Source organism: Halomonas sp. YLB-10 (assembly GCF_003856855.1).
Taxonomy (GTDB): Bacteria; Pseudomonadota; Gammaproteobacteria; order Pseudomonadales; family Halomonadaceae; genus Halomonas; species Halomonas litopenaei.
Map to the genome: position 1 here is coordinate 273,072 of NZ_RRCU01000005.1, position 13,774 is coordinate 286,845.

The following is a 13,774-nucleotide window of genomic DNA, read 5'->3' on the forward strand; positions in this document are numbered from 1 at the left end:
GTCTTCCTCCCTGGAGGGCCTCGGTGATCTCCCTGCCTCACATCGTCCTCCGCCGCGATCCTGGTGATGTCCAATGCTCGACGTGGTGCTCTATCAACCCGAGATTCCGCCGAACACCGGCAATCTGATACGCCTGTGCGCCAATACCGGATTTCGCCTGCACCTTATTGAGCCGTTAGGCTTTACCCTAGACGATAAGCGCCTCAGGCGCGCGGGGCTGGACTACCATGAGTGGGCGCGGGTGCGGGTCCACGCCGACTGGCAGACGTTCCTCGACGAGGTTTCGCCCTCTCGGGTCTTCGCCGTCTCGACCCGTGGGCGGCGTGGCTACCATGAGCCCGACTATCGTTCCGGCGATGCCCTGGTGTTCGGCCCCGAGACCCGTGGCCTGCCCCAGGCGATGCTCGATGCACTGCCGCCGGAGCAGCGCCTGCGCATCCCGATGCTGCCGGACAGCCGCAGCCTGAACCTGTCCAACGCCTGTGCGGTGCTGGTGTTCGAGGCCTGGCGACAACTCGATTTCGACGGCGTGGCGCGACTCGATGTCCTGCCCGGCGCCCAGGACGACGCATGAACGCACCTGTGAAGACGATCCGTGAACGCATCCGCGGCCTCAACCCGCGTCAGCGCGAGGCCGTGCACTTCATCGACGGTCCCTGCCTGGTGCTGGCCGGCGCCGGCTCCGGCAAGACCAGCGTGATCACTACCAAGATCGCCTACCTGATCCAGGAGTGCGGCATGAGCGCCCGGCGCATCGCCGCGGTGACCTTTACCAACAAGGCCGCCCGCGAGATGAAGGAGCGGGTCAGCTCGATGCTGCAGGGGCGAGAGGGCCACGGCCTGACGGTGTCGACCTTCCACACGCTCGGCCTCAACATCATCCGCGGCGAACTCAAGGCGCTGGGCTACAAGCCGGGCTTTTCGCTGTTCGATCCGGAAGACGCCAAGGCGCTGCTGCGCGACCTGATGAACAAGGACGCCCAGGTCGACGCCGACCAGATCAATCAGGTCCAGGGAGTGATCTCCAACTGGAAGAACGACCTGATCCTGCCCGGCCAGGCGCTGTCCCACGCCGCCACCGAAGACGAGCAGTACGCCGCCCGGGTCTACGAGGCCTACGTTCGCCACCTCAAGGCCTACAACGCGGTGGACTTCGATGACCTGATCCTGCTGCCGGTGGTACTGCTGCGCGACGACCCCGAGGCGCTGGCCCGCTGGCGTCGCAAGATCCACTACATGCTGGTGGACGAGTATCAGGACACCAACGTCAGCCAGTACATGCTGGTCCGCATGCTGATGGCCGAGCGCCAGACCTTCACCGTGGTCGGCGACGATGACCAGTCGATCTACGCCTGGCGCGGTGCCCGGCCGGAGAACCTGGTGACCCTGGGCGAGGACTTTCCGCGGCTCAAGGTGATCAAGCTGGAGCAGAACTACCGCTCCACCGGCACCATCCTGCGCGCCGCCAACACCCTGATCGCCAACAACCCCCACGTCTACGACAAGACCCTGTGGTCGGACATGGGCCAGGGCGATCCGATCCGGGTGGTGGTCACGCGCCACGAGGAGGCAGAGACCGAGCGGGTCGCCAGCGAGATCCTGACCCGCCGGATCAAGGAGCGCGCCGAATGGCGTGACTTCGCGGTGCTCTACCGTGGCAACTTCCAGGCGCGCCTGCTGGAATTGAAGCTGCAGCACTACCAGATTCCCTACAAGCTGTCCGGCGGCACCTCGTTCTTCTCCCGGGGCGAGATCAAGGACGCCATGGCCTACCTGCGGCTGTTGATCAATCCGGCCGACGACAACGCCTTCCTGCGTATCGTCAACGTGCCGCGTCGCGAGATCGGCCCGACCACCCTGGAGAAGCTCGCCAACTACGCCACCGAGCGCGGCGTCTCGTTGTTCGCCGCCTGTCACGAGCTGGGGCTGGCCGAGCAGCTGCCGGCCCGCGCGGTGGAGCGGCTTACGCGGTTCACCCACTTTATCGATGGGGTGCGCCGCCGCATGGACCAGGGCGACGCCATCGCCGCGATCCGCGAGATGATGCGCGAGATGGACTACGAGGCCTGGCTCTACCAGAACGCCAGCGCCCCCACCATCGCCGAGCGGCGCATGGCCAACGTGTGGATCCTGATCGACCAGCTCGAGAAGTCGATGCAGGCCGATCCGGAAGAGAACACCGCCAGCACCGATACCGAAACCGACGACGTGGAATCGGCGATCTCGCGCCTGGTATTGCGCGATATCCTCGAGCAACAAGCGGAAGAAGATGACTCGGATCGTGTGCAATTGCTGACCATGCACGCCTCCAAGGGCCTCGAGTTCCCCCACGTCTACCTGATGGGTCTCGAGGAAGAGCTGTTGCCTCACCGCAACTCCATCGAGGCCGGCACCGTGGAGGAGGAGCGCCGCCTGGCCTACGTTGGCATCACCCGTGCCCGGCGTACCCTGACCATGACGCTGGCGCGCCAGCGCAAGGCCTACGGCGAGTTGATGGACTGCGCCCCGAGCCGCTTCCTCGACGAGTTGCCGCCGGATGATCTGGAGTGGGAAGGACGCGCCGACCGGGAGGACCCCGAGCGCAAGCAGGAGCGGGGCAAGAGCGCCATCGCCGGGCTGCGCTCGCTGCTGGACTGAATCCATCCACAGTCGCTGGATCGCCACAGGCTGTGGATAAGCCCGATGGCATCAAGGCTTGGCACGACCCGAGTGCAGGACCAGGCCTCGCCAGCAGACCAACGCAAACGGGGCGCCCATGGGCGCCCCGCTGCTATATCGCGTGAGTCGATTTACTGGGTCATGTAAATGACGGCCGCCTTGATCTCGTCATCGGACAGACTCGGGTTGCCACCCTTGGGCGGCATCGCGTTGAAACCGTTGATGGCGTGGTCATAGAGGGTGTCCATGCCCTTGGCCAGGCGCGGCTCCCAGGCGGCGGCGTCACCGCGAACCGGGGCGCCGGCGACACCGGCTTCATGGCACGCCATGCAGATGCCGCCGTATACCGCTTCACCATCGATGGCCGCCACCGCCGGGTCGACCTCGGCAGAGCCTGCATCGGCCGCAGCGGCGTCGTCGCCAGCCGCATCGGTAGCGGCAGCGTCCTCACCTGCTGCTTCGTCGCTGGCAGCGGCGCTGTCGTCCGATGCTGTCTCTTCGGCGGGGGCCGCCTTGCTGGCGCCTGCGTCGCTTGACGGCACTTCCATCACCGGCTCGACCAGGTAAGCCACCGCCGCATGGACTTCTTCATCGGACAGGTTCGGGTTGCCGCCACGGGCCGGCATCGCATTGAAACCGTTAAGAGCGTGATCCAGCAGGGTGTCGAAGCCCTTGGTGGTGCGTTCGGCCCAGGCCGCTTCGTCGCCGCGCTTGGGTGCGCCGGCGACGCCGGTATCGTGGCAGGCCATGCAGATGCCGCCGTAGACGGCTTCGCCATCGACGCCACCGCCCGACGCTGCGGCGTCACCGCCGCCTGACGTGGCAGCCATGGCGCTGCCGCATTCCTGGCCTTCGAGGCACACAGAACCTACCGGGGCCAGGCGCTCGGCCATGGCGTCACGCTCGGCATCGTCCTGTGCCATCGCCTGGCCGGAGCCCAGGCCCAGGGTGATCAGACACCCCATGATCAGCTTGCTGGATTTCACTCTCACCACCTCTGTAACGGTCGCTTGATGGAAGTTATTGTTGGTGGCGCCGAGCACGGCCATCGTCCCTATCGCCGGGCGTCACGCTGTGCCGGCAGTATAGCGAGATCGCTCGAGACGGGAAAATGTCGCCCGTCGCCGGGAAGGTGGCGCTGCGGGGCTTGGGCTTGGCCTTGGGTGGACACCGGCGGGTGCGCAAGGTAGGATATGGCTCGCCGCGTGACAGGTTCAGGCGGCACCGCGCGCCCTTAGCTCAGCTGGATAGAGCGTTGCCCTCCGGAGGCAAAGGTCAAAGGTTCGAATCCTTTAGGGCGCGCCATAGAATTCAAGGGCTTACGACACTGTCGTAGGCCCTTTTTCATGTCTGGAGGGTGGGTCGGCAGGGAGTCATCGAGCGCTCGAATCGGGCCATTCACTGCCGTTGAATTTGCCCATTGCTGCACGAGCACATGCTTGAAAGTGCACGGTTTTCTGTCGAAGTTCGCCCTTGAGGCGAAAGCGCCTTTGCTGATCTGGATCAAGTCGGCCTTTGTTGCCGAGCGCCGTAGGCCAGGAGCAAGCGGCTGTAACCGCGCGCCAGCTTTGGCACTTGGTTGCGGGAAAGTTGGCACAAGGTGCTGCGACGGCACAGCACCCTATTTCGCGCGATACTTGGCACCCAGCTACACAACCATCGGTCCAGTACGCCTTCTGGGCGGTGGCAGCTTCTTCTTGCCAGCCACATATTTGCATGACGAGCAGCGATACCAATGCTCGTCCTCTTTGCGTACATGTAGTGTCTCGGATGTTCAATTGACCAAAAGGAGCTGTCCTTTGATAGCCGCCCGAGGGCTTCTCCGTCAATTCATCCAGGAGCATTGCCGTGGAGATCAAGCTTCATAAGCAAGCCACTACAACACCGAAGATCCGCGCTGAGATCCAGGCGGCTCCCGCTCACATTACCGATACGGCGCTGGCGGAGCGCTTTGGTGTCAGTGACATGACGATACGTCGGTGGCGCGGTAGAACGTCACCGAGCTAGGGGCGATCTTGCCGGCCTTGGTAGCGGCATCGAGCTCGGCATCGATCTCCTTGTCGCGCCCTTGTTGCTTGAACGTGGCCAGTTCCTGCTCGGCGTTTGTGGCGCGAGCCATCACTTGGTCGTAGTCGCCGCGCGGCACGAAGCGTTCCAGTGAAGGCTGTTCGCTGCTCGCTGCTCGCTGTTCGCCGCGGTAGCGGTCTTGAGTTGGTTGGCGGCATCGATCGCCGCCGCTTCGTCGGTGCCTTCGGACAGGCCGAGGGCAACCGCAAGCGCTTTCGAGATAGGCACGGGGTCAGTCTCCTGCGGGGTGGGAACGTGACCGTTCTCCTGATTGAGCGCGGTCAGGGTGAAATTCGGCTTGTTGGTCAGGCCGGCGGAGACCAGGCGCTGGATGCGCTGGGTTGCCGGCTCGTAGTCGAAGACGGGAGAGAGGAAGCGGTATTCACGGTTGATTACCTAGTGGCTGGCGCGTGAGGTCCACTCGACGTGGGCCCACAGCGCACCGTCGCGCATCACCAGCCGATCGATCCAGGCGGCGGCCGGGGCGTCCACTCTCTTGGGGGCGCGATGCTGGGTCGCATGTTCCCAATCGGTGGGCAGCTGGGTGCCGCGTTCGGTGAAGTCGCCCAGCACGGACTGGGAGGCCGTGTCATCGAACAGCCAGGAACGCGCGTCGCGACCGACGACCTTGGGGCCGGCCGGGATCAGTTCGACCCAGTCGGGCGCTGTGCCGTTGACGGCAGCGGGCAGCTCAGCATTGAGAGCAAGGTGATGTGTTGTCATGCCGCCATGGTGGCGGCTTACGCGCGGGGGGGCCGGGGCGTGTAAGGCGAATGCAAGCAAAAACGTTGGGCATTGACTATGATGACAGATGAAAGGGGCCAGGCAGTGGCCTGGCCCCTTGGGCGCTACCCCCTGTATCGGTCTCGGGGAATTTCGATGCGGAAGGCCTTGAGCCCCCGCTGTGCTGCGTAGATACGCTTCCCCTTGACAGTGATGTAGGGACGGTAGATCACGATGGTATCGCTGTTTGAAGTGCTCATTGGTAAGTACCTTTTTCGTCGAAACTGCCATTGACGAGCTCGGCTACCATCACTACACTCCAGTTCGCCAAAACATTGATGGAGTGATGGAGCCAAGATCAAGGGCTGGCAGTGATGCCCCTGATTCGGTTTCAAAATCTCTGAAGACAGGGTGCTCATCAGGAGTGCCCTTTCTTTTTTTCTTCATCTAGCTTGTCGTCAAGCGCAATCTTCGCTGCTTTTCTGCTCACGCCAAATGTTTCCATGATCTGCTCTACAGACCAGCTAGAATCAAACAGCCTTCGGTCTATAAGAAGTTCGCTTGCGAACCTATCTGCTTGCCATTCACTATCGCAAAAGATTGGGAAATTTGTTGCCCTAGAAAAAGAAGCCGGCTGGTCACGATGCATAAAATAATGGCCAAGCTCGTGGGCCAGAGTGAATCTGGAACGAGCATGGCCATCAAACGCTGCATCGTATACGGACTGACGCACTTGGACTAGACGGGTGTCGGGAAAGGTCTTCGCCTCTTCATCTGGGAGTTCGTCATCTTCTAGAACCTCCAGGTCTAGCTCATCCTCGGCAACATGCTGAAGAACCTCATAGATATGGACGATGGGAACCTTAGGAGCAGAGAGCTCAAGGGTATCCCTGAAGCTTTGAGCTTCGCATTGGATGCTTTCTCGGCTCTGGGGAGTGACCTTCGTGGTTAACTTTCGACACGACATTACTGATCTCCATTCAGCAGCTTTAACAGTTGTTTTTTTTCACTTGACTCCAGCCCTTTGAACTTTCTTGCGAAAGAAACTGCAAGAAGTCGCTCTTCTTCTTCAGCATCGCTAAGGCTTATGCTTACCAAAGGCTGTGATAGCTCTGAGGCATACTTTATTTCCTCTTGTGCGGACTCATCGAGATGGTAATGAGAAGCAACACCGCTCAGCAGCTTATCTGACGCAGCTTTTTTCCCGTGTTCAACGGCTGAGAGGTACGCACTACTGACGCCGACTGCTTCGGCGAGCTCTTTCATGACCTCTCCATTGGCGATTCTGTGTTGCCTGAGCAATTTCCCTAACGCCGTGATAGCCATGACCGATTCCTCTGATGTGTATGAAGCGAAATTAGTTTTTATAGTTAATTCGGATGTTACGCATTAGAGATTAGCCCGCCTGGGTTAATATAGTCAACCTTTTTGGGTTAATTTTTGCTCGCCTCTGCCTCTGGGGCACTAGCAGGATGCCGCTCTCGCGCAGTATGCGGCTGCCCTTTTTCTTGGCCAGAGTGACCGGCGACAGCGATGCCCAGGGCGAGCCGTCTGGGGCCACCTGTTGCTGGAAGCGGGTGTCGGTGACCAGCAGCAGGTGCTCGCCGATATCGGAAAGCGGCACACGCAGGTCGCCCAGCCGCTCAACGAGCTCGGAGAGCCTGGCCCCGGCCAGCCGCGAATCGAGGCTGATGTCTAAGAATGCACCGGCCATCATTGCCTCCTATAGAGCCGCACGCCCAGGCGCATGGCCTCGGTGGCACCGGCCTCGTCGCGCTGCGTGATGCCCGACCAGCCATCGCCGCCGAGTTCGAAGGCAGCCAGGATAGTCTCACCGTCGATGACAAAGCGCGCCAGGTAGCCACGGCCTGCTGGCTGTCGGGGAGCCATTCCAGGCGCGCCCATATCTCGTCAGGACTGCGTAGTGCCTCGGTCAGCGCCGGAATCAGTCCTGCGGGCACGCCCTCCGGCAGCATCGGTGCCGCCGACGGGTGGGTCTGGAACAGTTGGCGGCTGATGGCGAACCCGTCGCCCAAAGCGTCGCGAAATACCGCCGGCCGCTCGCCGGCCCCGAAGGCGGCCAGTAAGCCGTCGATGGCCTCTGTCTCGGTCGTTGGCGGGGTGTTTGGCATCAGGCGCGGTGCAGGCAGCTCGTCGCGGGCGCGGTGATCGGGAATCCCCGGCGATGCGTCGGCTACTCTAGTCTCGAGAGGACGAGGCACGGCGGCATCGAGTCGAGAGCGGCCCGGAGCATGCTCAAACCCTGGATCGATGCCCTTGGGTACCTGTAGGGTGCGCGGGCCATTGGGGCTGCGTTGACCGATGGTGCGCTCCTCGGGCTCGACCGGAGGCGACTGCTCGGTGACACTCAGGCCCATGCGTTCGACGTCGCGCGGGCCGATCATAAACTTCTTGCACGAACAGCCCCAGCCATTCTGTGGGGTATGCGTCGCCCACCAGGGGTCGTCCAGCGGCAGCTCCATGCCGTCCCAAGCCAAGTGCAGGGGGTGCGGGTTGCGGCTGTCGCCATGACGGTAGAGGCCGTAGGGGCGGCGCTGGCGGAGCTCTGGATCAGCCATCTGCGTCTCGCGCCCAGCGTTGTAGCTTTGACGCAAGTTGGTCTCCCAGATGACCCGGGTACGCCAGCCGCGCCCGCCGTTGTATTGCCAGCCATGGCGCTCGACGATCCGATCGAAGTCGGTCCGGAACTGCTCCAGGGTGCCGCCCTCAGCGATGGCGCGTTCGACCGCGCCGCGCAGCTCGCCAATCAGGTCCCGCTTCATGGCTCCAGCGACCACGAACGCCTGGTCGTGTTCCTGGGCGTAGAGATCGCTCCAGGACCGGGTGGGCAGGTTCAACTTGCCCCGGAAGTAGTCGATCTGTTGCTGGAATGGCAGACTGCCGTGGGAGATGGCCATGTTTCATCGCAACCTGTTGCTTGAGTATGAATTTTGGTAGTCTCTGGCGCTGATGCGGTAGCGGTGTGAACATGCTGTGGCCCCAAATACTTTTTCGTCTGTGACTAGCCGCTTCTTCCATGTCGCGGTCGTAAGACTAAATAAGGTAAAGAGCCACAGTGCCGAGGGTTACATTGCACCTGAGGCGTCATCGCCGCTACCCATCACCCCTCCTATTGGTATTAATCGATATGAAGCACTTCAATCTTCCTCAAGACCCTGATAACCCCGGTTGGGTAAAAGGCTGGGGCGTATTTCAGAATGACCCTTGGGACTTTGAAGGTCTCTATCTGGATAAAGCTGAAGCCGAGGTCGTTCGTGCGGATATAGGCGATACCTATGAAATCGCTTACGGCACGCATCGCGTTGGCTCTACCGACTTCATCGTCGAGTCCGTCGACCCCTACTAAAGCCCCCTCAGTACATCATCGCGGCCGGCCAGGCTGGCCGCGATCATCCCTTCCGCCATGGTATCCGCCAGCTGCTTGCCCGGCATCTCGGGGTAGGCCTCGATCAGCCGATCACGCAACGCCTCCAGGCTATCCACCTCATCGACGAGCCCGCGGATGGTGTCGAGCATGTCGTCCAGGGCCGGCGCCGCCGCTTGTTCCATGCGCCCTATCTGACGATCGACGATATCCACCACCGGCGCCGGGCGCTGCTCGGCATTGGTCGCCTGCCGGCTGGCGCGACCCTGAGGTGCGGCCGGCCCCGCCAGGACGGCCCGCTTGGGTGACGAGAGCAGCTTGGCGTCCGGCACCGGGTCGGGCAGGTTGAACTTGTCGCGGATCACCGATTGCTCGACTTCCAGCCCCAGCGGCACCAGCTTGGCTAGCGCATCGACCAGCAGCTTGTTGTCCTCCGGCTGGGGCACGGCCAGCGACAGGCGCGGGTAAGGCCGATCACTGCCGTAGTTGAGGTCGATGAAGGGCCGCACTAACTGGCGCTGTAGGGTGTTGGAGAGCGCGAGAGCATCGGCCTCGAGGATATCCAGGCGCACTTCGTTGTGGATGTTGGCCTGGGCCATCGACGAGCCATCATCCGAGGTCATGGTCTGGCCGACCACGGCCTTGCTGATCTGTTGGTCCCAGAACTCCGCCAGGCTGCGGAAGAACTCGCCCGCGCCGGCGACCTGCACGGCCTGCTGGAACTCGACGCGCATCGAGTCGGGAATTACCGCCGCGGCATCGCTGCCCAGATTGGCCACTGCCGAGAGCAGCTTGCCGATGTCGTCATCCGAGGCCGCCGGGCCATAGCGGCCGACGCGCATGGGCATGCCGAAGACATCGGCGAAGGCCATCCAGTCCTTCCAGCTCCAGGCCTTGCACACGTAGCCGACCGCGGCGAGGCGGGCCAGGCCCCCGCGGATCGGCAGGCCGGAGCGGATGCGCGGGGTGTGGACGATGAACTTGAACGGGGCCAGGGCCAGACCGTTCACCGGGTCGGCCTCGTCGAGCAGGCGCAGCTCGCGGCCGGTCTCGCGATCGAACTGGAAGAAGCGCTGGTCGCGGGCCTCGAAGCGCTCCGGGCGCCACTCGCGGCCGCTGCGGTCCCAGAGGATCTCGCTGACCGCGTAGCTCTTGCCCAGGGCGTCGACCAGGTCGAAGACCAGCTCGGAGAACGCGGGCGCACCGGCCAGCTCGCGCACGTCTTCGCGCTCGTCGCTGGCCGCCTCGACCCGCACCGAGAGCCCAGCGATGGCCAGCTTGTGGGTGGAGAGCACCGAGACGTAGTGCATGTCGCGCTCTTCCATCTCCTCGGCCAGGGTGAGGTAGTCGTGGGCGTGGCCCTCGGCGGCGGCCTGCAGGACGCTGGCCAGCCGCGGCGTGGCCAGCTCCTCGGTGAGCTGGCGGTATTCGATGGGTCGACCGTACTGGTCGACGATCCTGGAGTGTCCTTGGGTGGCCATTACCAGATGCCCTTCTTGTTGCGCCAGCCGGCGCCGCGCTTGATGCGTCGATGATGCGGAGCGGCGGGCTGGACGCGGTGGTAGTCGAATATCTCGACCTCGCTACGCGAGGCGAAGTCGGCCAGGGCGATGGCGGCGTCGCCCTGGCGCTTGTCCTTGCCGCCGCCCTTGTCGCCCTTCTCGGTGGTGCGCGTCTCGGGGATGCGGGCCACGCCCTTGACCAGCTTGAAGGCGCGCAGGTCGCCGACCACGTCCTTGTCGGCGGGCTGGTCGTAGAGGGTGTCGTCCTCGAGGGCGGCCTTGAACGGCGGCATGTGGTCGCGGTACCAGCCCTCGGTGAGCATCACCTGCTCGATGCGGTTGTGGCCAAACTTCACGGCGGCGCTCTCGGCGATGTACTGGCCGTTGCCGCGGGCGTCGTTGGCGCCGGCGAGGAAGCCTGGCAGCAGGCCGACGATGAAGAACAGGATGTGCTCCTGCTCGCGAAATGGGACGTTGCACAGCTCGACCAGGAAGGGCGTGCTCTTGCGCAGGTCCTGCTCCTTGACCAGCGGGGCGATCACCGAGAGATCTCCGGAGCGGGCGAAGTCCATGCTATAGAAGCTCTGCACGTTCGGCGGGATCGTCTCGAGCAGCGGCGCCAGCTGCTCTTGGCACCAGGCCTCGCAGTCGCGCCGCCGGGTGTCCTCGTCGGTCACCTCCCAGCCCTGCGGGCGCTTGAGGCGAAGCACCGGCGTCTCGCGACTGGTGCGGCTCTCGCACAGCGCCAAGCTAAGGTAGGCGCCGCCGCCCTGGCTGGGGATGCAGTCGAGTTCCTCGTCGGCGGCGTCGCCGTAGACGTCGTAGACGTCCTGGACCCAGGCGGCCTCGCCCTCCCGCGTGTAGGGAATGCCCTTGCGCAGACAAACGCGTTCGTAAAGGCCGTCGGCGACGGCTTCGTGGAAGGTGCAGCGGAACAGCTCGCCCTTGCGCTTGCCGGCGCGGATCTCATCGATGAGCTCATTGATGGGGTTGTCGGTGCCGTCGTGGGTACTGATGACGTGCACTTCTCCGCCCCAGATCAACAGCGCCAAAGCGGCCTTGAGCAGCTCGACGAGATCCTGGTGGAACGCCGCTTCGTCGATGACCACAATGCCCTGGCGGCCGCGCAGGTTGGACGGGCGGCTGGTCAGGGCGACGATGCGAAAGCCGCTGGGGAAGGCGATGGTGTAGGTCTTGATGTGCTTGTCGGGATCTTCATCCGGCCAGATGCCTTCTTCGATCTCACCGGCGGCATAGTCGAAGGCCCGGGCCCACATGGCGCAAGCCTGGATGTACTCGACCGTCATGTCCTAGTTGTAGCCCAGGTAATAGACCGTCTGGCCACCGGCCGAGCGGGCTGATGCGGCGATCAGCACGTTGTCGGCGGTCTCCGCCCAGGTCAAGCCGATACGGCGGCTCTTCTCGCCTACCTTGAGCGGAGCGCGCACACCGATCCAGCGCTGCTGATAGTCGAGCAGAACTGCCGGTACCGAGAGATCGGCATCATTCTCGATGGCCGTGGTGAGGGGGTTACCGTTCCTCGCCGTCATGGCACTAGGCAGCCATGGCTTGAATTTACGGTGATATGCTCGAACCGACCGACACCACTGAAAGGCGAGGAAAGATGATGGAATGGATTGCTGCGCTTCAGGGCGCTCGCTCGGCCTCTCAACTTGTGCAAGATCTGCTCAAGCTGAGGACGGATGCTGAGGTTCAGACCAAGGTCGTTGAGCTGAATGGCATCTTGCTGAACCTTCAGGGAGAGTTGAACAACGCGCAAGCAGAATACGGAGCGTTGATGGGTCGTGTACACGAACTTGAGGAGCAGATCGCGCAGTTCGAGCATTGGGAAGAGGAGCAGCAGCGCTATCAGCTCCACGAGTTTCCAACAGGCGCAATTGCCTACATCATCAAGGAGGAAGAAAAGGGCGATGACCCAATCCAGTACCTCTGTTCTAACTGCTACCACAGAAGAGTAAAATCTTTCTTGCAGCCCAATTACGACAAGGCTTACAAGCGCCAATTGCAGTGCAATAGCTGCCAAGCGGTCATCGTGAGTGAAACACGGCCCCGCCCCAAGCGCAGAACTGGCGTGGTGCCTAGTAGGTTCTAATAGATATATCCTCCCGCTACCCCGAGTATCTCGCGACGGATGGTGTTGACCGTGGCGGCATCCAAGCCGCCCTTGCGGGCAATCTTCTCGACCTGGCTGGCGGCGGCTTCAGCCTTTGAGCGTACCTCGGCCTGCCACTTCTTCTGCACCACGCTGGCTCGGCCCAGTTCGGCGACGGCCTTGGCGACTTTGGGCAGGTCCATACCTTCGCCGCCGCTCATCAGCAACTGGAACAGGTGCTCCTGCACCATGCGCGTCAGCGCCTCGTTGACGGCGCCCTCGTCATCCGGCGCGGCGGTAACCACGGCCTTGGCCTGTTCACTGGCGAGCTTTAGCGCCGAGAGCTTGGTCTCGAACTCCTGGCCGTAACGATGTAGCGACGACTTGGCGATGTCGTAGCCGCGGCTGGCCAACTCGTCCGACAGGGCTTCGTAGTCGCTGAAGTTATTGTCTGCCAGCGCCTGATCCAGTCAGGCTTTCACCTCGACGGGGAGACCGGCGACCTTGCTGCGCTGGGGCATGTCAGGTACTCCAGTATTTCTGCGGCCGAGCGATACCGGCAAAGCACTCGACGGTGTACTTGGCGATATCGACGCCGTAGTGGGGCAACTCGGCATACTAGGTCCCACTGGGCTCACGCTTGAGCGTGACCAGCTTGCGGTTCTCCAGGTAGTCGAGCTCACGGCGTACCTCGAGTTGAGTGGCATCCTGGTAAATGCCCTGCAGGATGCTCAGTACCAGCGATTCGTGGGTGCTGATCGGTCGGGCGTTGTTGAGTACCAGCAGAATGTGCCAGCGCATGGCTACACGCCGAGCGCGAGCGGTGTCGATGTTCATGGCTTATCCCCTCGGAGCGGATGGGTCTCGAAGCGGCCGTTCTCAAAGCGCAGGGCGATGGCATCGAGCTTGGCTTCGATTACGGTCTGATTTCTGACGTAGTCTTCGAGACGCACGTATTGCAGAGGTCGGTCCGCTTGCAGTTTCAGGATGTCGCGGTCGACGCGCTGCACTTCCTTGGAAAGCTCATCGAGCTGGCTGTCTTGGCGTTTTGCTTGCTGGGACAGCTGGGTGAACTGTGTCTGTAGCTGCTTGTCGATCTGCATCAGCAGGACCTTGCCGAAGCCCTATAGCGCGCCGACCAGCATTGAGATCAGCAGTACGATCTGCCAACTGGTGAATTCAAAGGTCACGCCCACCTCCCGTGCCCGATGCCTGCTGAGCCACTACACAGGCCCAGCCCGTTGCGCCCCAAGTATACAAGCGCTCGATGTACAGCGCGGCCGCACGCTGGGTATTGCCGGGAGGGACAGGTGGTGCCGGCTCGAT

At 62.7% G+C, this 13,774-nt stretch carries 17 protein-coding genes, 1 tRNA gene and 2 pseudogenes; 6 read left to right on the forward strand and 14 right to left on the reverse strand.

Translation table 11 applies throughout. From position 1 onward, the window contains the following. Positions 1-73 precede the first annotated feature (73 nt). Together trmL and rep are read left to right on the forward strand one after the other, a co-directional pair. Positions 74-574: a tRNA (uridine(34)/cytosine(34)/5-carboxymethylaminomethyluridine(34)-2'-O)-methyltransferase TrmL gene (trmL, locus tag EBB56_RS13345; protein ID WP_124804564.1), complete on the forward strand. Its 501-nt coding sequence runs from the start codon at positions 74-76 to the stop codon at positions 572-574. Then, positions 571-2,637, forward strand: coding sequence for a DNA helicase Rep (rep, locus tag EBB56_RS13350; RefSeq protein WP_108132000.1), 2,067 nt, complete (start codon positions 571-573; stop codon positions 2,635-2,637). The genes trmL and rep overlap by 4 nt, the downstream gene beginning before the upstream one ends. Positions 2,638-2,789: 152 nt before the next feature. Here rep and EBB56_RS13355 read toward each other — a convergent pair whose 3' ends face one another. Next, positions 2,790-3,644, reverse strand: coding sequence for a cytochrome c5 family protein (locus tag EBB56_RS13355; protein ID WP_260425361.1), 855 nt, complete (start codon positions 3,642-3,644; stop codon positions 2,790-2,792). A gap of 242 nt (positions 3,645-3,886) precedes the next feature. Here EBB56_RS13355 and EBB56_RS13360 point away from each other — a divergent pair. Both EBB56_RS13360 and EBB56_RS22195 read left to right on the forward strand, forming a co-directional pair. Continuing rightward, positions 3,887-3,963, forward strand: a tRNA-Arg gene (locus tag EBB56_RS13360). A 543-nt stretch (positions 3,964-4,506) separates the two neighbouring features. Further along, positions 4,507-4,650 (forward strand): annotated as a pseudogene (locus tag EBB56_RS22195) (helix-turn-helix domain-containing protein); the annotation flags it as partial. On the opposite strand, the gene EBB56_RS22390 reads toward EBB56_RS22195, so the two are convergent. The 7 genes and pseudogenes from EBB56_RS22390 to EBB56_RS13390 form a co-directional block, all read right to left on the reverse strand. Continuing rightward, positions 4,616-4,777 carry a hypothetical protein gene (locus EBB56_RS22390; RefSeq protein ID WP_409360213.1) on the reverse strand — a complete coding sequence of 54 codons (162 nt, stop codon included), beginning with the start codon at positions 4,775-4,777 and terminating at the stop codon, positions 4,616-4,618. The pseudogene EBB56_RS22195 and the gene EBB56_RS22390 sit on opposite strands and share 35 nt — an antisense overlap. Beyond that, a pseudogene (locus tag EBB56_RS22200) lies at positions 4,777-5,448 on the reverse strand (phage protease). The gene EBB56_RS22390 and the pseudogene EBB56_RS22200 overlap by 1 nt, the downstream one beginning before the upstream one ends. 125 nt (positions 5,449-5,573) lie before the next feature. Continuing rightward, positions 5,574-5,708, reverse strand: a complete 135-nt coding sequence (locus EBB56_RS22205) for a hypothetical protein (protein WP_260425362.1) — start codon at positions 5,706-5,708, stop codon at positions 5,574-5,576. A 158-nt stretch (positions 5,709-5,866) separates the two neighbouring features. Then, positions 5,867-6,415: an ImmA/IrrE family metallo-endopeptidase gene (locus EBB56_RS13375; protein ID WP_124804565.1), complete on the reverse strand. Its 549-nt coding sequence runs from the start codon at positions 6,413-6,415 to the stop codon at positions 5,867-5,869. Continuing rightward, a complete protein-coding gene (locus tag EBB56_RS13380; RefSeq protein ID WP_124804566.1) occupies positions 6,415-6,774 on the reverse strand; it encodes a helix-turn-helix domain-containing protein in 360 nt (119 codons plus the stop codon). Before EBB56_RS13380 ends, EBB56_RS13375 begins: the two co-directional genes overlap by 1 nt. A gap of 70 nt (positions 6,775-6,844) precedes the next feature. Continuing rightward, positions 6,845-7,162, reverse strand: a complete 318-nt coding sequence (locus EBB56_RS13385; protein WP_124804567.1) for a phage virion morphogenesis protein — start codon at positions 7,160-7,162, stop codon at positions 6,845-6,847. Then, positions 7,092-8,366, reverse strand: a complete 1,275-nt coding sequence (locus EBB56_RS13390; RefSeq protein ID WP_124804568.1) for a phage minor head protein — start codon at positions 8,364-8,366, stop codon at positions 7,092-7,094. The genes EBB56_RS13385 and EBB56_RS13390 overlap by 71 nt, the downstream gene beginning before the upstream one ends. A gap of 230 nt (positions 8,367-8,596) precedes the next feature. On the opposite strand from EBB56_RS13390, the gene EBB56_RS13395 reads away from it, so the two are divergent. Then, positions 8,597-8,815 (forward strand): hypothetical protein, encoded by a 219-nt coding sequence (locus EBB56_RS13395; protein ID WP_124804569.1) that lies wholly within the window; start codon positions 8,597-8,599, stop codon positions 8,813-8,815. On the opposite strand, the gene EBB56_RS13400 is transcribed toward EBB56_RS13395, so the two are convergent. Genes EBB56_RS13400 through EBB56_RS22030 form a run of 3 tightly spaced genes read right to left on the reverse strand, consistent with a single transcriptional unit; the run spans position 8,812 to position 11,885 of the window. Then, entirely contained in the window at positions 8,812-10,314 is a 1,503-nt protein-coding gene (locus EBB56_RS13400) for a DUF935 domain-containing protein (protein ID WP_124804570.1), read from the reverse strand. The genes EBB56_RS13395 and EBB56_RS13400 overlap by 4 nt on opposite strands. Continuing rightward, a complete protein-coding gene (locus tag EBB56_RS13405; RefSeq protein ID WP_221621177.1) occupies positions 10,314-11,642 on the reverse strand; it encodes a hypothetical protein in 1,329 nt (442 codons plus the stop codon). The genes EBB56_RS13400 and EBB56_RS13405 overlap by 1 nt, the downstream gene beginning before the upstream one ends. Positions 11,643-11,645: 3 nt before the next feature. After that, entirely contained in the window at positions 11,646-11,885 is a 240-nt protein-coding gene (locus EBB56_RS22030) for a hypothetical protein (RefSeq protein WP_221621178.1), read from the reverse strand. Positions 11,886-11,959: 74 nt separating this feature from the next. Here EBB56_RS22030 and EBB56_RS13410 point away from each other — a divergent pair, with 74 nt between their 5' ends. Further along, positions 11,960-12,448, forward strand: a complete 489-nt coding sequence (locus EBB56_RS13410) for a hypothetical protein (RefSeq protein WP_124804571.1) — start codon at positions 11,960-11,962, stop codon at positions 12,446-12,448. Here the strand turns inward: EBB56_RS13410 and EBB56_RS13415 are convergent. The 3 genes from EBB56_RS13415 to EBB56_RS13425 all read right to left on the reverse strand — a co-directional run bounded on the left by EBB56_RS13415 (position 12,445) and on the right by EBB56_RS13425 (position 13,551). Then, complete coding sequence (locus EBB56_RS13415; protein WP_221621191.1) at positions 12,445-12,918, reverse strand: DUF3486 family protein; 474 nt, start codon at positions 12,916-12,918, stop codon at positions 12,445-12,447. The genes EBB56_RS13410 and EBB56_RS13415 overlap by 4 nt on opposite strands. 148 nt (positions 12,919-13,066) lie before the next feature. After that, the gene (locus EBB56_RS13420) at positions 13,067-13,285 is read right to left on the reverse strand and encodes a hypothetical protein (RefSeq protein WP_221621179.1); all 219 of its coding nucleotides are present in this window, start codon (positions 13,283-13,285) and stop codon (positions 13,067-13,069) included. Then, complete coding sequence (locus EBB56_RS13425) at positions 13,282-13,551, reverse strand: hypothetical protein (RefSeq protein ID WP_221621180.1); 270 nt, start codon at positions 13,549-13,551, stop codon at positions 13,282-13,284. Before EBB56_RS13425 ends, EBB56_RS13420 begins: the two co-directional genes overlap by 4 nt. Positions 13,552-13,774: the final 223 nt, after the last annotated feature.